Below are 23,119 nucleotides of genomic sequence, written 5' to 3' on the forward strand. Positions count from 1 at the left end.
GTCATCCCTCGAAGCGGTAGCCCATGCCGGGCTCGGTGATCAGATAGCGGGGGTGGGAGGGGTCGGTTTCGAGTTTGCGGCGGAGTTGGGCCATGTAGACGCGCAGGTAGTTGGTCTTGTTGCTCTGGGAGACCCCCCACACCTCCCGGAGCAGTTGCCGCTGTGTGATCAGCCGTCCCGGGTTCGTCACCAGGATCTCCAGCAGTTGCCACTCGGTCGGCGTCAGCCGGACGTCCTTGCCGTCCCGCAGGACCTTCTTGGCGAGCAGGTCGATGCTGAAGTTCTCCGTTTCAACCAGGGTCAGTTCCGGGACGAGCGGGGTGTCCTCGGTACGGCGGACGGCGGCCCGCAGCCGGGCCAGCAGCTCGTCCATACTGAACGGCTTGGTGACATAGTCGTCGGCGCCCGCGTCGAGGGCCGCCACCTTCTCGTCGGACGCCTGGCGGGCCGACAGCACCATGATCGGCACGCGGGTCCAGCCACGCAGCGCCTTGATGACATCGGCGCCGTCCATGTCGGGCAGGCCGAGGTCGAGCAGGACCACGTCGGGCCGGCGCGCGGCCGCCAGGCGCAGCGCGGTGGCCCCGTCGGGGGCGGCGTCCACGCCGTAGTGACGTGCCTGCAGGTTGATGACGAGGGCCCGTACGAGTTGCGGGTCGTCCTCCACCACGAGCACCCGGGTCATGGGGTGTGCCTCTCCTGTCGGACTTCGGGCCGTGGACGCCGGAACGTGGGCGCCGGAAGCGGGGCGGCCGGCGTCATGGCGGCGGGAGCCGGCGGAACCGGCATGCCACCGGCCCGCCGACTCCCGTGTGGGTCGCTCAAGGCCATCACGGCTTCGCTGTGAGGTCCTTGAGCGCGATGTTGAGTTCCAGGACGTTGACCTGCGGCTCGCCGATGAAGCCGAGGGTGCGGCCCTGGGTGTGGTCCTTGACCAGCTTCTCGACCTGCGCGAGCGGCAGGTGGTTCTTCACGGCGACCCGGTGTGCCTGGAGTTCGGCGTAGGCCGGGGAGATGGCCGGGTCCAGGCCGGAGCCGGAGGAGGTCACCGCGTCCGCGGGGACGTCCGACGGCTTCACGGTGTAGCCGGGGACGGAGTTGTCCTTGATGACCGCGGCCTTGGCGTCCTCGACCTGCTTGACCAGCACCTTGTTGTCGGCGGCGAGGTTGGTGGCGCCGGACAGGATCAGCTTGTACCGGGTGTTGACGCTGTTGCTGCCGAGGCCGTTGGCCGGGCGGCCCTGGAACCATGTCAGGTCCGGGTCCGGGGCGTCCTGGCCCTTCTTCAGCGGCAGGGTGTACGACTGCCCGATCAGGGAGGAGCCGACGACCTTGCCGTCCGCCTTGGTCTCGGAGCCGTTCGCCTTGTTGCTGAACAGCCCTTGGGCGATGCCGGTGACGACCAGCGGGTAGATGACGCCGGTCACCAGGGTCAGCACGAGCAGGGCGCGCAGGCCCGCCCCGAGCAGCCGGGCCGTGTTCACAAAGGAGTTGTTCATGGCGATCAGCCGATTCCGGGGATGAGGGAGATGAGCAGGTCGATGATCTTGATGCCGATGAAGGGGGCGATCAGGCCGCCGATGCCGTAGATCCCGAGGTTGCGGCGCAGCATCTTGTCGGCGCTCATCGGCCGGTAGCGCACGCCCTTCAGGGACAGCGGCACCAGCGCGACGATGATCAGCGCGTTGAAGACGACCGCCGACAGGATCGCCGAGTCGGGCGAGGACAGGTGCATGATGTTCAGCTTGTCCAGGCCCGGGTAGACCGCCGCGAACAGCGCCGGGATGATCGCGAAGTACTTCGCGACGTCGTTGGCGATGGAGAACGTGGTCAACGCGCCCCGGGTGATGAGGAGCTGCTTGCCGATCTCGACGATCTCGATGAGCTTGGTCGGGTTGGAGTCGAGGTCGACCATGTTGCCGGCCTCCTTGGCGGCCGACGTCCCCGTGTTCATCGCCACGCCGACGTCCGCCTGCGCGAGCGCCGGGGCGTCGTTGGTGCCGTCACCGGTCATCGCGACCAGTTTGCCGCCGGCCTGCTCCCGCTTGATGAGGGCCATCTTGTCCTCGGGGGTGGCCTCGGCGAGGAAGTCGTCGACGCCCGCCTCCTCGGCGATCGCCTTCGCGGTCAGCGGGTTGTCACCCGTGATCATGACGGTCTTGATGCCCATCCGGCGCAGTTCGTCGAACCGCTCCCGCATGCCGTCCTTGACGACGTCCTTGAGGTGGATGACACCCAGCACCCGGGCGCCCCGGTCGTCCTGGACGGCGACCAGCAGCGGGGTGCCACCCGCCTCGGAGATCGTGTCGGTCAACGCCGGGGCGTCCGCGGCGACTTCGCCGCCCTGCGCCTCGACCCAGGCGATGACCGAGGCCGCGGCGCCCTTGCGGATCCTGCGGCCGTCGACGTCGACGCCCGACATGCGGGTCTGGGCGGTGAAGGCGATCCACTCGGCGGCGGCCAGTTCGCCCTGGTGACGCTCGCGCAGCCCGTACCTCTCCTTCGCCAGGACGACGATGGAGCGGCCCTCCGGGGTCTCGTCCGCGAGGGACGACAGCTGGGCCGCGTCGGCGACCTCCGCCTCCGTCGTCCCGCGCACCGGGATGAACTCGGCGGCCTGACGGTTGCCGAGGGTGATCGTGCCGGTCTTGTCCAGCAGCAGGGTCGACACGTCGCCCGCAGCTTCGACGGCACGTCCGGACATGGCCAGCACATTGCGCTGCACCAGCCGGTCCATGCCCGCGATGCCGATCGCGGAGAGCAGCGCGCCAATGGTGGTCGGGATGAGGCAGACCAGCAGGGCCACCAGCACGACCATGGTCAGGTGCGTGCCCGCGTAGTTCGCGAGCGGCGGCAGCGTGGCGCAGGCCAGCAGGAAGACGATGGTCAGCGAGGCGAGCAGGATGTTCAGCGCGATCTCGTTGGGCGTCTTCTGCCGGGCGGCGCCCTCGACCAGGTTGATCATCCGGTCGATGAAGGTCTCACCCGGCCTCGTCGTGATCTTGATGACGATCCGGTCGGACAGCACCTTCGTACCGCCGGTGACCGCGCTGCGGTCGCCGCCGGACTCACGGATGACGGGCGCCGACTCGCCGGTGATCGCCGACTCGTCCACCGAGGCGACGCCCTCGATGACGTCGCCGTCGCCGGGGATGACGTCACCGGCCTCGCAGACCACCAGGTCGCCGATGGTCAGCGCGGTGCCGGGAACCCGTTCCTCGGAGCCGTCCCCCAGGAGCCGGCGGGCGACGGTGTCGGTCTTGGCCTTGCGCAGGGTGTCGGCCTGGGCCTTGCCACGGCCCTCGGCGACCGCTTCGGCCAGGTTGGCGAAGATGACGGTCAGCCACAGCCAGGCGCTGATCGTCCAGCCGAACCAGTCGCCCGGGTGCTGGAAGGAGAACCCCGTGGTGAGCACCGAGCCGATCCACACCACGAACATCACGGGCGACTTGACCATCACCCGCGGGTCGAGCTTGCGGAAGGCTTCGGGCAGGGACTTGATCAGCTGCTGGGGGTCGAAGAGGCCCGCTCCGACACGGCCCTCGGCGGGCTTGTGCCCGGTCGGTGCGTCGCGGTGCGGCGCCCGGGTGGGTGTGGCTGTGGACATGGAGTCCTCTGAGTTCTCTGTGCGGGTGGTCATCACGCCAGCCCCTCGGCGAGCGGGCCCAGCGCCAGGGCCGGGAAGTACGTGAGACCGGTGATGATCAGGATTGCGCCCACCAGCAGGCCGGTGAACAGCGGCTTCTCGGTGCGCAGGGTGCCCGCCGTGACCGGGACCGGCTTCTGCTCGGCCAGCGAGCCGGCCAGCGCCAGCACGAACACCATCGGCAGGAAGCGGCCCAGCAGCATCGCGAGCCCGGTCATGGTGTTGAACCAGTCGGTGTTCGCGTTCAGGCCGGCGAAGGCCGAGCCGTTGTTGTTGGCCGCCGAGGTGAAGGCGTAAAGGATCTCGGAGAAGCCGTGCGCGCCGGAGTTGAGCATCGAGTGCGGCGGGGTCGGCAGGGCCATCGAGGCCGCCGTGAACACGAGGACCAGGGCGGGGGTGATCAGGATGTAGCAGGCGGCCAGCTTCATCTCCCGCCCACCGATCTTCTTGCCCAGGTACTCGGGGGTACGGCCGACCATCAGACCGGCGATGAACACCGCGATGACCGCCATGATCAGGATGCCGTACAGGCCCGAGCCGGTACCGCCGGGCGTGATCTCGCCCAGCATCATGCTCAGCATCGTGATCCCGCCGCCCAGGCCGGTGAAGGAGGAGTGGAAGGAGTTCACCGCACCGGTCGAGGTGAGCGTGGTCGCCACCGCGAAGATCGAGGACCCGCCGACGCCGAAGCGGACCTCCTTGCCCTCCATCGCACCGCCGGCCGCCTGCAGGGCCGGGCCGTGGTGGGCGAACTCGGTCCACATCATCAGGACGGTGAAGCCCAGCCAGATCGTGAACATCGTGGCGAGGATCGCGTAGCCCTGCTTCACCGAGCCGACCATCACACCGAAGGTGCGGGTCAGCGAGAACGGGATCACCAGGATCAGGAAGATCTCGAACAGGTTCGTGAACGGGGTGGGGTTCTCGAAGGGATGGGCGCTGTTGGCGTTGAAGTATCCGCCGCCGTTGGTGCCCAGCTCCTTGATGGCCTCCTGCGAGGCGACCGCACCGCCGTTCCACTGCTGCGAGCCGCCCATGAACTGACCGACCTCGTGGATGCCGGAGAAGTTCTGGATCGCGCCGCAGGCCACGAGCACGACGGCGGCGATCGCGGCACCAGGCACCAGGATCCGCAGCGTGCCGCGCACCAGGTCGCACCAGAAGTTGCCCAGCTCACCCGTGCGCGAACGCGCGAAGCCGCGCACCAGGGCGATCGCCACGGCGATGCCCACCGCGGCGGAGACGAAGTTCTGCACGGCCAGACCGGCGGTCTGCACGACGTGCCCCATGGTCTGCTCGCCGTAGTACGACTGCCAGTTCGTGTTCGTCACGAAGGACACGGCCGTGTTGAACGACTGCGCCGGATTCACCGACGAGAAGTGCAGCGAACCCGGCAGCACCCCCTGCAGCCGCTGCAGCAGGTAGAGGAACAGGACGCCGACGGCGGAGAAGGCCAGCACACCGCGCAGATACGCGGACCAGGTCATCTCGGCGTCGGGGTCGGCACCGATGGCCTTGTAGATCCACTTCTCCACCCGCAGGTGCTTCTTGGAGGAGTAGACCCCGGCCATGTAGTTGCCGACGGGGATGTAGACGAACGCCAGTGCGCCTATGAGGGCGAGCAACTGGAGGAAGCCTGCGAGTACGGGACCCATGTCGTGTCTCAGAACCTCTCCGGGTGGATCAGGGCGAGGACGAGATAGCCCAGCAGGGCGACGGCCACGACCAGACCGACAATGTTCTCGACGGTCACAGCTTCGTCACCCCCTTGGCGACTAGAGCCACCAGCGCGAAAGCCGCGAGCACGGTGACGACGAAGGCCAGATCGGCCATCGCGAACTCCTGGAGTGAGGTTCGGTTGAATCGGACGTGTAAGAGGAAAGCCCCTCTCTGGCCGGTTCCGGTCGCCCGTTGACGGCCCTCTTACGGCCGCCCCGACACCTTTGACGGGCCCCTTACGACCCCGGACCCGTACCGGCCAGTAGGCCGCACTGACCGGCGGTGACCCGGCTCAGAGCAGTCGGAAGCGGAGCCGACAGATCACTGCGTCCGTCTCCCGGCGCACGGCGTGCGCGACGACGGCGCCCCGCTGGTTCTGCAGCAGCCGCTGCCACAGCCGCTCCGGCGCAGCCTCAGGGATCAACACCGTCACCCGCGTGCCGGGCTCGACGGCGGCCACCTCACGGACGTACGCGGCGATGGGGCGGCCCAGGCTGCGCCGCTCGCAGGACAGCCGCACCAGTTCCACACCCGGGTCCCACTGCGCCCAGGACCGCTCGAAGGCATGCATCTGGGCCCTGTCCTCGGGGTCCGGGTGGCACACGGTCACCGCACGGATCTCGTCGCAGCACCGACCAGCAGCTCGAGGACGCCCTCCAGGCGACTGGGTCACCGGCCCCGGCGCCCCTGAACCGGGTGTGGTGCTGTCCGGCGGCGAACCGATGAGCCGCGAGCAGGCCGAGGCCATGATGATCGACCTCACCCGCAAGTCCACCCCGGCCGAGGGCGGCTTCTGCACCTTCCAGGCCGTGGTCGACGGCGGCGCATGCCCCTGGAAGCTGGACTGCCACAACTGCGAGAAGTTTGTGATGTCCGGCGCCGACCTCGTCTACTGGCACCGGAAGCGCGAGCAGTGGCGCGCGGTCGCCGAAGGCGCATCCGACCCCAATGTCGCCGACTACCTTCACCAGCTCTTCGAGCCGACCGCCCGCGCGATCGACGGCCTGGAGAAGGCCCTGGCCGGCGTCGGTCTCCTTGATGAAGCCCTCGCCCTGGACCTGCGACGCCCCCAGGACTACTTCGGCCGGGTCTGGGCCACCGCGTTCCGCGCCAACTAACTCGCCCAGCTCGAGGACCACGGCGACGCCGACTTCGACGACGAGTACGACACCGACGACAACAGCGAGGACCTGTCATGACCGCTGCCGACCGCCACCTGCGGACCCTCGCCAGTCAGCAGCTGGGATACAGCTGCACCGCGTCGAGCAAGGCTTACATCCGCACGGACACCACCGCGCTGACCAAGTACACCGAAAGCGCCGAGCTCGTGGCGGCCCGTCAGCTGGGACACCTCCGCGCCGAGTCGTCGAGCGAGCTCTACATCGGCGCGGACACCACCGCGGCGATCAAGTACGCCGCCAGCGGCGCGATCACAGTCGGTCGACACGGCCCAGTCCGCCGACGAGGGCGAGGAGACGCCGTGACCTCCGGCCCCGGTCAGACCGCGGCGGCTATCGCTGCCCGCCGTCACCAGACCCAGGGGAGCAGACCGCTCACCGCCGAGCGGCCCTCGGCGACGGAGGACGTGAAGTGGGCACGGTTGATGCCCTCCACCTGGTCCAGGGCTGCCATCCACGTCTCGAAGTGGGCGTTGGACGTGCCCGGCTCCCGGCCCATGCAGAACTCGGCCGCCTCGCGCTCCTTGCCTGCCGCGAACAATGCGTGGATCTTCCGGTCGTCGCGCTCGTGGACGGCGTGCGACTCCACTGTCTTCTCCGCCGCGGCGCGTTCGCCGGGAAAGGTGAGGTGTCCAGCTCGCGGCGGAACTCGCCGGTGAAGCGCAGATCGTGGTGATCGGTCTGGTACGCCTGCCAGGTGGTCGACAGTTCCGCGTCGTACGTCGGCAGCGCGGCTCCGTTCAGGCCGTACAGCTGCTGGGACTTGGCGAGAAAGGAGCTCGCGTACCGGTCGCGGCGCAGCGGGTCGAGCAGGTGGCGGCCCTCGTCGGCGTTGGCGTCGTGGGCGATGGCGCGGGCGCGGGAGAGGGCGACGACGGAGTCGAAGGCGTCGTGCCGGGCCACGCGCAGGCGGTCGGCGGAGGCGGACAGCAGCTGTGTTCCGAGGATCGCCGCGAGCAGCGTGCAGACGGTGGCGGCCGGCAGGACCGGGCTGAGAATACGTCGGAAGGTAAGGGCCAGGTACCACTGCAGGACACCCAGCACGGCCAGCGACAGCACACTGAGGGCGAGAACGGTGGCGAGTTGGGTGGAGAGGGTGGAGCCGGCCGAGGAGTACTCGGCGTCGAAGGCCGAGTTGTTCGAGGACACCAAGGTGTCTGCCGCGGGGAGGAGCTGAGAGCGCAGCAGGTCCGTGGAGCGGCGGTAGTCGGCGAGGGCGTCCGGTTTGCCACCGCGGTGGCCGTCGTTCTCCAGGGCCAGGCCGATCAGCTCCTGGTACTCGGCGAAGTCGTCGGTCAGCGATTCCACGGTCTTCTCGTCGCTCCGGCTGCCCTGCGCGGCGACAGCGAGTGAACGCAGGTCATGGCCGATCTCGCGCCGGCCCGGCTGGAACACCTCGGCAAGGAGTGCGACGACCGTGGCGGCGCCCAAGGTGCTGCCGGCATGCACACGACCAGTCTTAACGGAAGCTTGACGCGCTCGGTGAAATCGCTCACGGGCCTGAGCGTCACTCCCTGCTTACGCTGGTGCCTCCGTCCGTGTGATGGCCGGAACCCCCGCACTGAGCCGTACATCAGGAGTGCACGTCGATGGCCACCACCGAACACCCACCGCCGAGCCGCCTGCGAACGTGGATGCTGGAGGGGCTGTCCGACATGGGCAAGCACGGCGGCCACACCGGACCGCATGCCGCGCCGGAGCCCCCGCACAAGGGCCAGCGCTGGTGGCGCGTCATGTGCCTGACGGGTGTCGACTACTTCTCGACCCTCGGCTATCAGCCGGGCATCGCGGCCCTGGCGGCCGGTCTGCTGTCACCGATCGCGACCATCGTGCTGGTCATCGTCACGCTGGCAGGTGCCCTGCCGGTCTACCGCCGGGTGGCCGAGGAGAGCCCGCACGGCGAGGGCTCGATCGCGATGCTGGAGCGGCTGCTGTCGTTCTGGCAGGGCAAGCTGTTCGTGCTCACCCTGCTGGGCTTCGCGGCCACCGACTTCCTCATCACCATCACGCTGTCGGCCGCCGACGCCTCCACCCACCTGGTGGAGAACCCGCATCTGACCAGCGCGCTGCACGGCCACCAGATGGTGATCACGCTGTTCCTGGTGGCGCTGCTCGGCGCGGTGTTCCTCAAGGGCTTCCTGGAGGCGATCGGGGTCGCCTTCGCCCTGGTTGGCGTCTATCTCGGACTCAACGTGGTCGTCGTGGTCGTCGGTCTGTGGCACGTCGTGACCGCCGGCCAAGTGGTCACCGACTGGAGCAGCGCCCTGACGGCCCAGCACGGCAACGTCTTCGTCATGGTCGGCCTGGCACTGATCGTCTTCCCGAAACTCGCCCTCGGCCTGTCCGGCTTCGAGACCGGCGTCGCCGTGATGCCGCACGTCCAGGGCGATGCCGGGGACACCGAGGAGAAGCCGACGGGACGCATCCGGGACACCAAGAAGCTGCTGACCACGGCCGCCGTCATCATGAGCGGCTTCCTGATCACCACCAGCTTCATCACCACCCTGCTGATCCCGGAGAAGGAGTTCAGGGCCGGCGGCCAGGCCAACGGCCGCGCCCTCGCCTACCTCGCCCACGAGTATGTCGGCGGCGGCTTCGGCACGGTCTACGACGTCTCCACGATCGCCATCCTGTGGTTCGCCGGCGCCTCTGCGATGGCGGGCCTGCTCAACCTCATGCCGCGCTATCTGCCCCGCTACGGCATGGCCCCGCACTGGGCCCGCGCCGTGCGCCCGATGGTCATCGTCTTCACCCTGGTCGCGTTCCTGGTGACCTGGATCTTCGACGCTGACGTGGACGCACAGGGCGGCGCCTACGCCACCGGTGTGCTCGTGCTGATCACCTCGGCCGCCATCGCGGTGACCATCGCGGCTCACAAAGCGGGGCAGCGTGGCTGGACCATCGGCTTCGGCGTGATCGCGGCGGTGTTCGTCTACACGACCGTCGTGAACGTCATCGAGCGCCCGGACGGTGTGAAGATCGGTGCCTGCTTCATCGCCGGCATCATCCTGGTGTCACTGCTGTCCCGCCTTGCTCGCGCCTTCGAACTTCGTGTCACACATGTCGAGCTGGACGACATGGCGGAGCGGTTCGTCCGGGACATGGCCCACCGCCGCATCCGTTTCATCGCGAACAAGCCGGGCCTGCGGGACAAGGCCGAGTACCGCGACAAGGTCGAGCAGATCCGCAACGACAACGACATCCCGGACTCGGAGGACTTCGTCTTCGTCGAGGTCACGGTCACCGACCCCTCCGAGTTCGAGGCGAGCCTGACCGTGCGCGGCGAGGTCCTGCACGACCGCTACCGCGTTCTGACCCTGGAGTCCGCCTCCGTACCCAACGCGCTCGCCGCTCTCCTCCTCCACGTCCGCGACACCACCGGCTGCACCCCGCACGTCTACTTCGAGTGGACCGAGGGCGGCCCGTTCGCCAACTTCCTGCGCTTCTTCCTCTTCGGCCAGGGCGAGGTCGCCCCCGTCACCCGCGAGGTCCTGCGCGAAGCGGAACCGGATCGCGAGCGCCGCCCGCGCGTCCACACCGGCTGACCGGGCACCCACGTAAGGATTCCGTCAGGATCCACTCCTCTGCCGTCAAGGCCCCGTCAGCGCCGGTCGCCGGACCCGGCAGGGCCGCCTAGCGTCGGCTCTGTGCAGCGGAACGGACCAAGGGGCCCGGCCGGCGACCGCCACTGGCGCGGCAGCGCCCGGCTCGCGGTGAGCTGCGCACTGCTGTTCTGCGGCATGGCGCTGCTCGTCGACTGGGATGCGGGAAGCCTTACCGCGCTGCGCGGTCTGCTGTGGGTCGCGGTGTCCGCCGCGGTGGGTGCCGTCCTGCTGCCGCCCCGGGTGAGCGCCGGCCCCGGCTGGCTGGCGGTCCGCACGCCCTGGCGCCGCCACGTCGTCCACACCGACGCGCTGACGGCCGTACGGCAGTACGACGGCGTCTCCTCCCACCTGGTCCTGCGCGACATCCACGGCCACCGTCTGGAACTCGACCCCCGAACCCTCACGGCCAACCCCCTGCTCTGGCACGAACTGGACACGGGTGTCCACCGCTCCCTCGAGCGCGGCACGCTGCGCCACGGAACGGACGTTCTGGAGCGACTGGGTCACCGCATCGACGACGAAACGATGCAGGCGGTACTTCGTGTGTCGGGGCTTTCCTGACGGCGCTCCGGGCCGTCCGGAAGGAGGACGTGGTGCACGACGCCGATGCCGCTCTGCCCGTCGTCGAGGGTGTGACCGGGGAAGGCGCGCCCCAGGTGGCCGTCGCGGTCGGACAGCCGACGGCAGTCCATGCGTTCAACGCGACCCTGCCGTGGCCGAGTTCGGCGACAGCCTGCCGCCGCGCGTGTCGGGGAACTTGATGAAGACGTACCGCATCTCGGTGATACGCCGCTGCAGGTCCTCCACAGAGGGCCCGGGGCCGCCGGCCACGGCCTTCTGACCCTCGGCGGAAAGACGTTCGACGAGTTCATCCATGGGTGGCTCCTCCATGACTTCTACGGGCTTCCTTACGGGTGCCGTGCTCGGGCCGGTCAGCCGGCCGACTGCTCCATCTGCCGGCGCAGACTCCTGGGGCGCATGTCGACCCAGACCTCTTTCACGTACTCGAGTTTCACGTACTCGAGTTTCACGTACTCGAGACACTCCTCCTTGGAGCCGACGGTCCCCGTCTCCTTCCAACCCGCGGGAACGGCGAGGTACTGCGGTCACAGGGAGTACTGCTCCTCGTCATTGACGAGAACCTTCAACTCATTTGCTTCCATTGACGTTCTCCAGCCTGTGCTGTCGGGGGCGCGTTTTGGTGCCTTGTGCCACGTGGTCTAGATGAAGAGCCAGTGCGCTTCCTGCTTGCGGCGCTGCTCGTAGGCGAGGATCTGGTCCCGGTGCGAGAGGGTCCATCCGATGTTGTCCAGACCCTCCATCACGGAGTTCTTCTTGAAGGGGTCGACGTCGAAGTGGAAGACCTGTCCGTCTTCGGTCGTCACGGACTGGGTCGGCAGGTCGATGTGCAGCCTCGGCGCCGCGCCGCTGGTCAGGGCGCCGAAGATCGCGTCGACTTCCGACGCCTCCAACCTGACCGGAAGAATGCTGCTGTTGAAGCAGTTGTTGTGGAAGATGTCCGCGAAGCCCGGGGCGACGATGCACCGGAATCCGTACTCCCGCAGCGACCACGGCGCGTGCTCGCGGGAGGAGCCGCAGCCGAAGTTCTCGCCCGCCACGAGAATTCTCGCGCCCTCGAAACGCGGCTGGTTGAGCGGGAATTCGGGATTCGGTGTGCGGCCGTCCCCGAGGTAGCGCCAGTTCGCGAACAGGTGCTGGGCGAAGCCGGTGCGGCGAATCGACTTGAGGAACCGGGCCGGGACGATGTCGTCCGTGTTGACGTTGGACCGCATCAGCGGCACCGCGGTGCCCTGATGGCCCGCCGTCGTGCCCTGGCGTCCGCTTCTCGGCGTGGCGCAGGCCTGCGCGAACCCACAGGCGGCCGGGCGCACGCTGGCCGAGAGCCTGGCGGCGGCCGAGACCTGGAGCGCACCGGGCGCCGTCGGCGCCGTCCACCTCTGGACGGGCGTCGCGCTCACGGGCCCGGCGGCACTCGGTCATCTGCGGACCGCGGTACGTGTGCTCGCCGGCACGGCAGCCCGCGGACGGTACGCGCGAGCGCTGGCCGAGCTGGCCTCCGCCCTGCTCGACGCCGGCCGGCCGGCGCAGGCGCGGCGCCTGCTGGACGAGGCCGTCGCGGTCGGCCGGGCCACCGGGGAGCGTTCGGTCCCGCGTGCCGAGGAGGTCGCCGCCCGGTTCGCCGCGCTGCCCCGGACGAATCGGGCGCGGCCGAGCCCGGCTCACCGTCTGACGCGCGTAGAGCTTTCGGGTCCTCACCGGCGGCCGCTCCTCTGCCGTGAACGGCCTCCGGCACTACTTGCGCATCCCCGGCATTCAGTCGGCCCCGCCGGGGCCACACCGGTACAGCGTCTGGGCGGCTGTTCCTTCCCCAGTGGGTGCCGGGCGGCCCGGGACGGCAGGGGTCCTGCCGGTGGGGTCCGCGACGGCAGGGGTGGCGCCGGTGGGGTCCGTGCCGCCGTAGGCGGCGGCCGGGACGCGGGTGCAGGCGGACCGGACCCAGTCGGTGATCTGCGTGGCGGCCGTGGTCTCGTCGGCGCCGCCGAACAGGGCGCCCATGCCGCGGCCGCCGCCCACCAGCACGTACCGCAGCTTGCCGGAAGAGACCCACTGCCGGAACTGCCCCTGGGTCGGGAACGGCACCCTGCCGCTGAAGCCACCGAGCGGCAGGACGGGGGCGCCGGTGGCGAGGATGTACGGAGAGGCCGCGTTCCAGCTGGTGGTGGCGAAGACGTACGTGGCCGAACCCCGGTGCGCGGTGGTGTAGTCGAGCAGTTTCCGCTGGGCCGGGTTCAGTCCGCCGTCCTGGCTGAGGACGCTGACGCCGCCCATGCCCTGGCGGCTCGCCTCCTTGCCCCGGCTCGCCCGGTCGCCGCCTGCCAGGCCGTTGCCCCAGGGCAGGGCACCCATCCGGCCGCCCGCCAGGTTCACCGAGCCGTGGCCGCGGTTCGTGGCGGACGGGCCGACCGCGCCCATGCCGGAGCTGCCGGACGAGGGGTTGAAGACCTGCACGGCCCATGCGCTCGGCGCGATCAGCACGGCGGCCAGGGACGCGGCCAGCCCGGCGAGGGCGAGCCGGCCGCCGTGCGGGGAACGACCGGAACGGGACGACGCCAGCAGCACGACGGCGGTGAGGCCGAGCACCCCCACCCCGGGCGCCAGCCACGGCAGGAACGACGGGAACTGCCCGGCGAGGTACGCGCTCCAGATCGCCGTCGCCGCCACCGCGCCCGGCAGCGCCCATGCCCGGCGGCCGCCGGCCCGGTGGGCGCGCCACATCAGCACGATGCCACCGCCGGTGAGCGCGGCGAGCGGTACCGCGATCACGCCCATGTAGTAGGTGTGGCCGGCGACGCTGCCCGCGCTGAAGACGAGGAAGAACGTGGCCAGCCAGGTTCCCCACAGCAGGAATCCGGTACGGATCCGGTCGGTGCGCGCCTTGCCCCGGCGCCACAGCAGACCGCAGACGACGGAGACGGCGGCGAACGGGTAGAGCCAGCCGGTCTGCGAGGCGAGCGAGGTGCCGAACATCTTCGACCAGCCGTTCTGGTCACCGCCGAAGCCGCCACCGGCCCGGCGCCCTCCGCCGGCCCGGTATGCGGCGCCCGCCCGCGTTCCGGCGGCCTGCGCGGCTGCCGGGCCCCAGGCACCCGCACTGCCCCGCGCACTCGGTGCGCCCTGGGTGCCGACGGCCTGGCCGGCCTGCTGCCGGGAGCCGCCGTGCCCGCCGCCGTTCTGCGTCGCGCTGACGCTGCCCGTGGACGCCGCGCTGATGCCGAGCGAGGCGAAGCGGTTCAGGAAGTTGTAGCCGACCACCATGCTGAACGCGGAGTTGTTGGTGGTGCCATCCACGTATGGCCGGTCCCCGGCCGGGGTGAGGGTGACGGCCAGCATCCACGACGCCGACACGGCGGTCATCACCAGTGCGGACAGGCCGAGGTGCGCCAACCGCCTGCGCAGCGTGATCGGAGCCGACGTCAGATACACCAGGGCGAGCGCGGGGAGCACCGCCCAGGCCTCCAGCATCTTGGCCTGGAAGCCGAGTCCGACCCACACACCGGCGAGCAGCAGCGGGCGCAGCCGGCCGTCCCTGGCGGCACGCTGGGTGGCCTCGGCCGCCAGCAGCAGGCACAACGTGAACGCGGGGTCCTCGACCCCGGTGCGGAAGAGACCGACGGCCACCGGCGTCAGCAGGAACGCCGTGTCGGCGATCAGTGCCGCGTTGACGCCGGCCCAGCGGCTCACCAACCGGTGCAGGACCAGCAGGCTGGCCACTCCTTCGAGGACCTGGGGAAGGATGAGCGCCCACGGATGGAATCCCAGGATCCGGGCACTGAGCGCCTGGGGCCACAGGAATCCGGGCAGTTTGTCGAGAGTAATGGAGTTCCCGGGGTCGAAGGAGCCGTAGAAGAAGGCCTTCCAGCTCTTCGTCATGCTGCGGACGGCGTCCGCGTAGAACGTGTGGTACTGACTGTGGTCGATCCCCCAGGCGTAGAGCAGGGCGGCGAGCACAGTGATGGCCAGCAGCACCGGACGCGCGTACGCGGGCTGGTCCACCGGCGATCTCCAGGGTGCTCGGCGACCGGTGCCGGTGGGGGCGGTCGGGGCGAGGACTGTCGTAGCCATGCACAGCAGTGTTCGATGACGCGCGGGCCCGCCAGGCCGGAACAGGCCGGTTCAAGGAAATTCTCATGAAAACTGGGAAGACTCTTTAACCGGATCGGGTGAGATTTCAATCTGTGGAGTGCTTTTTCTTACCCACCGGATGGACCACCGCGCATGGACACGCGCTCACAGGAATTCCACAGCAGCCGCACAACAGCCGCCCCTGGCGCCTGGCGAGGAGCACCGCCACGCCGGCACGGCGCCGGGCCTTCCGGATCGGCTGACCTGCACCTCCCCGTGGCCTGAACCGTCGGCCTGCGCGCGCTGAGCGCCCGATTCCCGCCAACACCCGGCAGGCCGGCCGGTCTTGAAACGCACGGCCGTCCGGAGCGCCACGGGTGACGATCCGATTGCGCACGGGCGGAACCGGGCAGGACCACGCGCGGTTACCCACGGTTGCCCCAGCCCCTGAAATGGATTCCGCGCGGCGGCCCGTATTCGGCCCATTCCGCGGCCAGGTTGGCGGATAAGTGTCATTGCCCCGCAAAAACGTCAACTGTAGGGTGATCTTCACGCAGGAACACCCGTTCGAGGTGTCTTCGTGGACCGAAAAGAGGCGCCTGAATGACCTCTGCCGGGCTGCACGGCCGTGAGACCGAGATGGCGCGGCTCATCGCTCTGATCGAGTCGGCGGCCGCGGGAATCCCCGCCGTGGTGGTGGTCCGCGGCGAGCCCGGCATCGGCAAGTCGGCGTTGCTGGGCGCGTTCGGCCGCCTCGCCGCGGACACCGGGTTCCAGGTGGGCGCCGCGCCGGTCCGCCGCACTCCGGACCGTCCCCTCGCGACGGCCGAAGTGGCCCTCACGTCGCTGGAATCCACACACCGGGCGCGGACGGGGGCCGAAAGTCCCCCTGCCGCGCGGTTGCTTGACGAGTTGCTGGACAGGTTCGCCGCGCACACCGCACGCGGCCCGGTGCTGCTGTGTCTGGACGACGCGCCCCGCATGGACGAGTGGTCGACGCGCTGGCTGCGCGCCGTCTCGGAGGCGGAATGGCCCTCCCCCTCGATCATCGCGCTGTCGGAGACGGCCGTCGACGTCGGCCTGGGGCAGCCTCCCGTCGGCGAGCTCGCCTGGCGGGCGGAGCAGTTGGATCTCGGCGGGCTGTCCCCCGCGGCGCTCGTCCAGCTGGCGGCGGCACGGCAGAAGACCGCCCTCGGCGAGGAGTCCGCGGCGGTCTGCCACGAGCTGACCGGCGGCAATCCGCGACTGCTGCTGTCGCTGCTCGACGGCCATGCCGGTGGCGCGCCCACCGCGGGGGAGCTGCGTGCCGCAGGGGAGCGTGCCGCGCTGCCGGGAAGCGCACGCTGGCTCGGCGGCCTCGGACCGGACGCGCTGGCCCTGGCCCAGGCCGTCGCCGTGCTCGACCAGGACGCCGAGATCTCCCTGGCCGCACAGCTCGCGGAGCTGACGCCGGAGCAGACGTTGCCGCCCCTCGACGAACTCGTCCGGCACGGGGTGCTGGCCAACCGCACGCCCCTGACCTTCCGCCATCCGCTGCTGGGGAACATGGTGCGCGGGGCGATCCCGGTGGGGTCCCGGACCGCGCTGCATCTGCGAGCGGCCGAGATCCTGCGGGACGGCCACTTCGACGCGACCAAGGTCGCCCGGCATCTGATGGCCGCGGGACCGATGGACCTCAACTGGACGCTGCGCCCGCTGATGGCCGCGGCCCGGCGCCTGGCACGCGCCGGCCGGGCCGAGGAGGCCGCGCAGCACCTGCGGCGGGTGCTGCGGGAGAAGCTGCCGCCCCGGGTCCGCTCGGCCGTGCGGTGCGAGCTGGCCGAACTGGACGAGTTCGTGGACCCCTCGGGAACGGAGCGCCGGCTGGAGGAGGCGCGGGCGGAGGCCGGGGACCCGGAGTCCGTGACCGGCTGCGCGATGGCCCTGGCCGGTCTCCTCGCCCGGGGCGGGCGCCCCGCCGACGCGGTGGCGGTCCTGGACGACACCGCGGGCCAGCTGGGCGCGGACGCCGCGGCGCAGGTGTGGCGGCTGCGGGCGCACAAGGAGTTCATCTGTCTCGACGGCCCCGGCTGGCTGTCGCGCGCGCTCAAACCGCCGTACGAGCTGACCGGTTCCCGGCCGGCCACGCCCGAGGCCGGCCGGGAACTGGCCGCGTTGCGTGCCGCACGTGCGGTGGCCGACGGTGCCGGCCGGATGACGGCCGTGCGGCAGGCCCGCATCGCCCTTGCCGGTGGCCGGGAGCGTACCCAGCGCTGTGTGTGGCACGGCTGTACGGCCCTCATCCACGCCGACGAACTGGCCGAGGCGTGGACGCACTGCAGCGGGCTCCGTCCGGTCGCCGGAGCCCTTCCCGGACGGTGGGAGCACGTCACCGCCGAGCTGCTGCGGGGCCGTATCTGCCGGATACGCGGCGACCTGCACGGGGTGCTCGACGCGCTGGCCCCGCTCACCGGCCTGCTCGGCGCGGCCGCCGGCCGGGGTCACCTGCTGGGGGCGCTCGGCATCGCGGCGCTGGTCGAGGCGCACGCGTTGCGCGGCGACGCCGACACCGCCCTCGGCCTGCTGGCCGACTGCGGCCTGGACGGCGACGTACCGGTGCGTCAGGACACGGTGACCGTCCTCGTCGCCCGGGCGGTCGCCCGGGAGAGCGCCGGTGACCTGGCGGTCGCCGTGCAGGACTGTCTGGCGGCCGGCCGGCTGCTGGCCGACTGCGGTGTGCGCAACCCCGCCGTGGCACCGTGGCGTTCGCACGCCGCCCGGATGCTCACCGCACTGGAGCAGCCGGCGCAGGCCGCCCGGCTGGCCGCGGCCGAACTGGCGGACGCCCTGCGATGGGGCACCCCGCGCACGGTCGGCACCGCCCGGCACGCGCTCGCCGTGGCGAACTCGGCGACATCCGGTGAACCGGATGACTCGAATGACTCGAATGACTCGCGGGACTCCGACCACGCCGACGGCACCGATGCCGTCGCCGCCGCCGTGGATCTGCTGGCCGCCTCTCCGGCCCGGCTAGAACTCGCCGTCGCCCGGCTCGACCTGGGCGTGGCGCTCAGCGGGGCGGGCCGTCACGACGCGGCGCGCCGTGAGCTCGCCGCCGCGCTCGCCCTGGCCGAGGCGTGCGGGGCCCGGCCGCTGGCGGAACGGATCAGGACCGCCCGCAAGCAGGCCGACGCGGCCGGCGCCGAGCCCGGCCTGGAACGGCTGCTGGCCGTCCTGACCCCCCAGGAGCTCAAGATCCTGGTCCTGGCCAGGGAGGGATACACCAACCGGGAGATCTCCAAGAGGCTGTTCGTCACGGTGCGGACGGTGGAGTTCCATCTGTCCGGCGCCTATCGCAAGCTCGGCATCTCGGGGCGGCGCCAGCTTCCGGAGATCGTGCCCTCGGCCGCCCGCCCGGCGCGGCCCTGACCACCGCCGGCGCCGAAGGACAGACTGCCGGAGCGAGAGGGCGGCGGCGTCCCGGCCTTGGCCGGCCCCGGCCTTGGCTGCTCCCGTCCCTGGCCGGTCCCGCACTGGCACGTCGGCCCTCAGTGCGCCCCGCCCGCCCACTCCGCGCCGAGCCGGGCCCACTCCGGCGCGTCGCCCTCCGGTTCGTTCACGACGTACCGCTCGAACGCGTCGACCGCCGAGACTCCGTGCACCGTCTCGACCGTGCACGCCGCCAGGTGGCACAGCAGCGCCCGGTCCACCGGCTTCAGGCCCATGCGGTTCAGGTGGATGTACAGGTAGTTGACGATCAGGCGGAAGGAGGCGAACCACTGGTCGTCGGTGACGAAGTCGTCATGCCCGTGGTCCGACCGCAGCAGCCGGTGGAAGTCGGTGACCTGGCGGGTCGGCATGCGCGGCGCGATCGCCGCTCCGTGCATCGACACCTCGCCGGACGCCAGCAGCGGACGGGCGGTGTGCTGATGGCGCCGCACGGTCTCGGCCCATTCGGAGACGAACGGCAGGGCGGCGCCGTCCGGGGCGGTCCCCGCCAGCGTGGCCTCCACCGCCCGCAACCGGGCTGTCAGCGCGGGGCGTTGGCGCCGGTACCGCTCGTCGAACCGCTCCCGGTACCCGCCCGGGTCGCCGGTGCGGGAGAGGAAGGCGTCCGCGTGTGATCTGAGCGAGAGGAATCCGCGCGCGATGGGGGCGTCGTCCCGGTGGAACGGGATGGCCGTCTCGGCGACGGTGGTCCACATCAGGTCCAGGGCGAGCACCGGCAGGGCGGCTCGGCCGCGCAGGTGCGCGTACATGCGGAAGGCCATGTCGTTGGTGTCGGAGAGGAAGTCGGCGAGCAACTCGGACGCCCGCATCGAGCCCAGCACCGGCAGCCGGTGGTCGTAGGGCTGCTCCCGCACGGTGTTGTCGGGCACCCAGGGGCGCACGGGGCCCGGTTCCATCTCCAGCCGCGCGAGCCGGCGGTGCACCGGCTCGAGTTCCGCCTCGTCCAGTCGGGCGCGGGAGGGACGCTCGCGCAGGTACGCCGCCAGCGTGCCGGTCACCGTCGGGCGCACGGTGCGTTCCCAGTCCGCGGACGTGGTACGGAAGTTCAGGCGCAGGTGCGGGCCGCGCAGCCAGTGCCGGCCGAACCAGCCGCGGGCGACGGCGTCGCCGACCGCCTCGAAGGCGGGACGCACCGCGTCGAGCACCAGGTCCGGTTCGGTGGACTCGTCGTGGTGGTGCACGTGGATGCTGTGCCACCGGGACTCGGCCGGGGTCATGACGCGGTCGCCGCCTCGGGCAGGTCGGAGAGCACCCGGCCCACCAGGAAGCGCAGTTGGTTCTCCTGCCACAGCGTCAGGCCCAGCCGGTTGTTGACCAGATGGGCGCAGCGCAGCAGCACCAGGCTGGTGGCCGGGTGGGCGGTGCCGGCCAGGTTGAGCGGTGCGGCCAGCGGCGAGTCGGCCCACTGCGAGGCGAAGCCACCGCTGTCCTCCAGGGTGTGCAGCGCCTCACGCAACCGCCGCACGGACGCCGCCCAGTACGCCCGCTGGCCCCTGTCCCCTCCTTCGCGTGTCCCCTGCCAGGCGCGCAGGGCACGGCGGCGCAACTGCGGCCCCTGTACGCGGTACCGCTCCTCGACGTCCGGGGCCTCGGGTCCGCTGCCGAAGGGCAGCGGGGGCCCGCCGTGCCGGGCCCACTGCTCGCGCACCTCGTCGCACAGTGCGAACACGCCGACGACGAGGTCGAAGGCGAGCAGGGCGCGCTGGTCCACGGTGGTCCCGGCGGCGACCACGGACAGTGCGAGCTCGCTGGACTCGTGGAAGTGGCGTTCCACGGCGGCCACGGCCGGTCCGTACCCGTAGTCGCCGTGCTCCCGCTCATAGGGCAGGAGTTCGACGCTGTTGTTGGGGCGGACGGCCTGGTCGTGACCGGACCTGCCTTCCAGGCCGGCCAGCCCCCGGGCCACCTCGGCGAAGCGCGAGCGGTCGACCACGTCCGCCGACGGCGTCCGGGCCAGGAAGGCGCGGACCTGCTCCAGCAGGCGCTTCTCCACCAGCGTCCGGTCGTCCTCGTGCCGGGGCAGCAGCCGCAGGCGCACGTGCGGGCCGCCTTCCCAGTACCGCAGGAAGAACCAGCGCTGTACCACCCGGGCGTCGGTCAGTTCACGCACCAGCGGGCGGACGCAGCCGGTCAGCAGGGCGTCCTGGTCCGTGTCGTAGAAGATGTGCGCGCACACCCAGTCGGCGCCGTCGGCCGCCGCGGGGTCCAGCGGCTCATGCCCGTGGGACATCGTGTCCTCCGTTGATCTCGATGACGTACTCGGTCACCCGGGAGCCGTGGGCCCCGTGGTGGGGGAAGTCGGACGGGTCGGGCAGCGCCTCCTGGAGGAAGAGCACCTGGTCCCGGTTGCCGAGAAGCCGCTCGAAGACACCGACCAGCAGCGGGTTGGCGAAATCGACGTAGAGGGGTTTGCGTGACTTGACGCGCCAGACGCTTCCCTCGACCACGGAGGCCGGGTCCAGGGCCCGTACGAAGCAGCGCGTCGGCATGCCGTGCGTGCCGAGCCACTCGGCCAGCCTCAGCAGATGGCGGCGATCGCCCTCGGCCGGGGCACGCACCGGCACCGAGCTTGCCGGGAACACCCACTGGCGGCGGCTGACGGTCACCTCGCCCATCACCACGCGGGGTTCGGCGAGCAGGCCGTCCACGGCGTCCAGCGAGGTGTCCCCGAACATCCGCCGGCCGGGGATCAGCAGGTTCGACGTCGTGCCGAACGCCTGCAACAGCAGCCGGATCGCCGGGGGCAGCCACAGTTCCGCGATCAGGTTCGGGTGGACGGGCCGCACCTCGGCGTCGCGGCTGTGCGAGCGCAGGGTCAGCAGCCCCCGGGCCGGGTCGTGCCGCACCTCCAGATCGGCCAGGGGTATCCGTCCGCCGGGACCGCGCAGGCTGCGTCCCTCCGGGTAGTCGATCTCGTTGGCGAGGAGCGAGGTGCGCAGTCCGACGTTGCTGCCGAAGTGACGGCAGGTGTCGGCGAGGAGCACACCGTCGGCCGGTCCCGGCCGGTCCGGCGCGGCGCCGGCACCCGCCTGGGCGAGCAGGCGGGCGATGCGGTCCCGCCCGCGGCCGTGCCCGGAGTTCACCGCGTTCACCACGAAACGGGGGGCGTCCTCGGTGCCGTGGGGCTGGCCGTAGAAGGCCACCGAGTCCGGTGCGCGCATCCACGACGGCCAGTCGGCCGCCAGGGCGGCCAGGCGGGCCCGGTCCACCTCCACCGTGTCCGCGCCCCCGGCCGGCGGGAGCGCGGCTGCGCACAGCTCCTCCCGCGCGCGGGCGAGGGCACGGACCCGCGGCAGGCGGTGACCGGTGAGCGCGCGGTAGCCATGGGTGCCCATGCTGAGCAGCGGGGGCAGGCCGGGATCCTCGCGCAGCCACTGCTGGACCGCGCGGTGGAACGTCAGCAGCGGTACGGTCGCGCCGGGCTCGAAGTGCTCGGCGAACGCGTCGGCCAGCGCCACCCGCCCGGGCAGCGCCGGGTCCAGCAGCGCGTACAGGCGGCGCACGGTGTCCAGGTCGCGCAGGACCGGGGCCCAGACGCGCCGGTCGGGACCGGCGGGCGCGGTGGTCAGCACCGCGTTCTCGACGAAGGTGTTCTTGGCGGGCAGGTCGAGGCCGTCGGTGCCGGTCAGTTCCGCCACCTGTGCGGAGACCCGCCGCAGGCCTGCCTCTACGGCGCGCAGGCGGCGCAGGCGCTCCTCGGGGTCGGTGAGTCGGGGGTAGCCGTCGAGGTGGGCGGCGACGGCGTCCAGTCCGGCGCGGACACCGGCCAGTTGGGGGCCGGCGGCCTCGGTCCAGGCGCGCAGGGCGCCGAGCGGGTCCAGGTCCTGGTCGGCGAACGGCCGTACGGTCTCCAGCAGTCCGAGCTCCACCAGGCGCGCCACGTAGTCGGCGGCACGGGGCAGCGGGCTGCCGGTGCGCGTGGCCACCTCCGCCACCGTTGCGGCTCGGGTGCGGTCCGTCTCGGTGACCGCGTCCACGCACACCTGGACGGCCGGGGTGGCCGCGATCGCGCGCAGGGGCTCCTCGGGACCGGGGCCGAGGAACTCCCAGCGGTCCCCGGCCCGCACGGCACTCGGATTGAGCCGCAGCCCGAGCCCCGCCGCCACCGCGGGGTGCCGGCTCAGCTCGCGGACGATCTGCTGCACCAGCCAGACGTTGATCTCCACCACGCTGCGGACCGTCAAGTCCGGAGCGGGACCGCCCGGTTCACCGGTGCTCCAGTGCGTGAGCCCGCTGACCGTGAAGGTGCTGAACGGGGTCGTCTTCACGGTGATCCGGGCCAGGTACTTGGCGAGCCGCTGCGCCAGGCCGCGGTCGGGTGGCGTCTCGTCGGGCCGGGCGAGCCACTTGCCCAGCTGCTCGTGGAGCACCGGGCTGCTGAGCACCAGCCCGTGCCGGACGGCGGGGTCGGCGACCGCCTTGCGGAGCAGGGCGTGCCCGGCCCGGGTGTGGTGGTCGAGGAGGTCGTCCAGCCGTGCCGTCGCCCGGCCCAGTTCGGCGGTGCGGCGCAGCCAGTCCCGTACCGCCTGTTCGAGGGATGGTGGCAGCAGCGCGCGGACGTCGTCGTTCCAGCAGCGGGCGTTGAGCGGCCGCCGGTTGTGCACCGCCCGGCGCAGCGCGACGAGTTGGGGTTTGCCGGTGCCGGCGGTGCCGATGAGGCGGTACAGCTCGTCCGACAGCTGTTCCGTGGCGGACGTCAGGGCGCGCTCCCCCGCCAGGACCGTGCCGATCTGCCGCCACAGGTCCGGGGAGCGCAGCTCGTCCAGCGTCGCCGCGGGCAGTCCGCCGACGCGCACGCCGAGCGTGTCCGGGGTTGAGAAGTCCTCTGTCATGGCTCC

Annotated in this window: 16 protein-coding genes and 2 pseudogenes; 4 read left to right on the top strand and 14 right to left on the bottom strand. The window is 71.3% G+C overall.

The features are described 5' to 3' along the window. Position 1 precedes the first annotated feature (1 nt). The 6 genes and pseudogenes from AB0A61_RS15460 to AB0A61_RS15485 form a co-directional block, all read right to left on the bottom strand. Complete coding sequence (locus AB0A61_RS15460) at positions 2-685, bottom strand: response regulator (protein ID WP_361291808.1); 684 nt, start codon at positions 683-685, stop codon at positions 2-4. 145 nt (positions 686-830) lie between these two features. Further along, positions 831-1,499, bottom strand: a complete 669-nt coding sequence (locus tag AB0A61_RS15465) for a potassium-transporting ATPase subunit C (RefSeq protein ID WP_361291810.1) — start codon at positions 1,497-1,499, stop codon at positions 831-833. 5 nt (positions 1,500-1,504) lie between these two features. Beyond that, on the bottom strand, positions 1,505-3,640 hold the full coding sequence (gene kdpB / locus AB0A61_RS15470; protein WP_361291812.1) for a potassium-transporting ATPase subunit KdpB: 2,136 nt from the start codon (positions 3,638-3,640) through the stop codon (positions 1,505-1,507). Beyond that, the gene (kdpA, locus tag AB0A61_RS15475) at positions 3,640-5,301 is read right to left on the bottom strand and encodes a potassium-transporting ATPase subunit KdpA (RefSeq protein ID WP_361291814.1); all 1,662 of its coding nucleotides are present in this window, start codon (positions 5,299-5,301) and stop codon (positions 3,640-3,642) included. Before kdpA ends, kdpB begins: the two co-directional genes overlap by 1 nt. An 8-nt stretch (positions 5,302-5,309) precedes the next feature. Beyond that, positions 5,310-5,399, bottom strand: coding sequence for a K(+)-transporting ATPase subunit F (gene kdpF, locus AB0A61_RS15480; protein ID WP_361291816.1), 90 nt, complete (start codon positions 5,397-5,399; stop codon positions 5,310-5,312). A gap of 258 nt (positions 5,400-5,657) precedes the next feature. After that, positions 5,658-5,990: pseudogene (locus tag AB0A61_RS15485) on the bottom strand (amino acid permease); the annotation flags it as partial. A 97-nt stretch (positions 5,991-6,087) separates the two neighbouring features. On the opposite strand from AB0A61_RS15485, the gene AB0A61_RS15490 reads away from it, so the two are divergent. After that, complete coding sequence (locus AB0A61_RS15490) at positions 6,088-6,483, top strand: hypothetical protein (protein ID WP_361291818.1); 396 nt, start codon at positions 6,088-6,090, stop codon at positions 6,481-6,483. A 435-nt stretch (positions 6,484-6,918) separates the two neighbouring features. On the opposite strand, the gene AB0A61_RS15495 is transcribed toward AB0A61_RS15490, so the two are convergent. After that, the gene (locus tag AB0A61_RS15495; protein ID WP_361291820.1) at positions 6,919-7,992 is read right to left on the bottom strand and encodes a hypothetical protein; all 1,074 of its coding nucleotides are present in this window, start codon (positions 7,990-7,992) and stop codon (positions 6,919-6,921) included. 140 nt (positions 7,993-8,132) lie between these two features. On the opposite strand from AB0A61_RS15495, the gene AB0A61_RS15500 reads away from it, so the two are divergent. After that, the gene (locus tag AB0A61_RS15500; protein ID WP_361291822.1) at positions 8,133-10,088 is read left to right on the top strand and encodes an amino acid transporter; all 1,956 of its coding nucleotides are present in this window, start codon (positions 8,133-8,135) and stop codon (positions 10,086-10,088) included. 102 nt (positions 10,089-10,190) lie between these two features. After that, the gene (locus AB0A61_RS15505) at positions 10,191-10,709 is read left to right on the top strand and encodes a hypothetical protein (RefSeq protein ID WP_361291824.1); all 519 of its coding nucleotides are present in this window, start codon (positions 10,191-10,193) and stop codon (positions 10,707-10,709) included. A gap of 135 nt (positions 10,710-10,844) precedes the next feature. On the opposite strand, the gene AB0A61_RS15510 is transcribed toward AB0A61_RS15505, so the two are convergent. From AB0A61_RS15510 to AB0A61_RS15525, 4 genes and pseudogenes are all read right to left on the bottom strand, one after another. After that, positions 10,845-11,024 (bottom strand): hypothetical protein, encoded by a 180-nt coding sequence (locus AB0A61_RS15510; RefSeq protein ID WP_361291826.1) that lies wholly within the window; start codon positions 11,022-11,024, stop codon positions 10,845-10,847. 56 nt (positions 11,025-11,080) lie between these two features. After that, positions 11,081-11,311, bottom strand: a pseudogene (locus AB0A61_RS15515) (MbtH family NRPS accessory protein). A gap of 57 nt (positions 11,312-11,368) precedes the next feature. Continuing rightward, a complete protein-coding gene (leuD, locus tag AB0A61_RS15520; protein ID WP_361291828.1) occupies positions 11,369-12,127 on the bottom strand; it encodes a 3-isopropylmalate dehydratase small subunit in 759 nt (252 codons plus the stop codon). Between the two features lie 355 nt (positions 12,128-12,482). Further along, a complete protein-coding gene (locus AB0A61_RS15525) occupies positions 12,483-14,792 on the bottom strand; it encodes a glycosyltransferase family 39 protein (RefSeq protein WP_361291830.1) in 2,310 nt (769 codons plus the stop codon). 603 nt (positions 14,793-15,395) lie between these two features. On the opposite strand from AB0A61_RS15525, the gene AB0A61_RS15530 reads away from it, so the two are divergent. Beyond that, positions 15,396-18,200, top strand: coding sequence for a LuxR family transcriptional regulator (locus AB0A61_RS15530; protein ID WP_361291832.1), 2,805 nt, complete (start codon positions 15,396-15,398; stop codon positions 18,198-18,200). 119 nt (positions 18,201-18,319) lie between these two features. On the opposite strand, the gene AB0A61_RS15535 is transcribed toward AB0A61_RS15530, so the two are convergent. Genes AB0A61_RS15535 through AB0A61_RS15545 form a run of 3 tightly spaced genes read right to left on the bottom strand, consistent with a single transcriptional unit; the run spans position 18,320 to position 23,113 of the window. Beyond that, positions 18,320-19,498 carry a thiopeptide maturation pyridine synthase gene (locus AB0A61_RS15535; protein ID WP_361291834.1) on the bottom strand — a complete coding sequence of 393 codons (1,179 nt, stop codon included), beginning with the start codon at positions 19,496-19,498 and terminating at the stop codon, positions 18,320-18,322. Beyond that, positions 19,495-20,511 (bottom strand): thiopeptide-type bacteriocin biosynthesis protein, encoded by a 1,017-nt coding sequence (locus AB0A61_RS15540; protein ID WP_361291836.1) that lies wholly within the window; start codon positions 20,509-20,511, stop codon positions 19,495-19,497. The genes AB0A61_RS15535 and AB0A61_RS15540 overlap by 4 nt, the downstream gene beginning before the upstream one ends. Next, complete coding sequence (locus AB0A61_RS15545; RefSeq protein ID WP_361291838.1) at positions 20,495-23,113, bottom strand: lantibiotic dehydratase; 2,619 nt, start codon at positions 23,111-23,113, stop codon at positions 20,495-20,497. The genes AB0A61_RS15540 and AB0A61_RS15545 overlap by 17 nt, the downstream gene beginning before the upstream one ends. Between the last annotated feature and the right edge of the window lie 6 nt (positions 23,114-23,119).

Origin of the sequence: Streptomyces sp. NPDC046197 (genome assembly GCF_040646295.1) — a bacterium.
GTDB lineage: Bacteria > Actinomycetota > Actinomycetes > Streptomycetales > Streptomycetaceae > Streptomyces.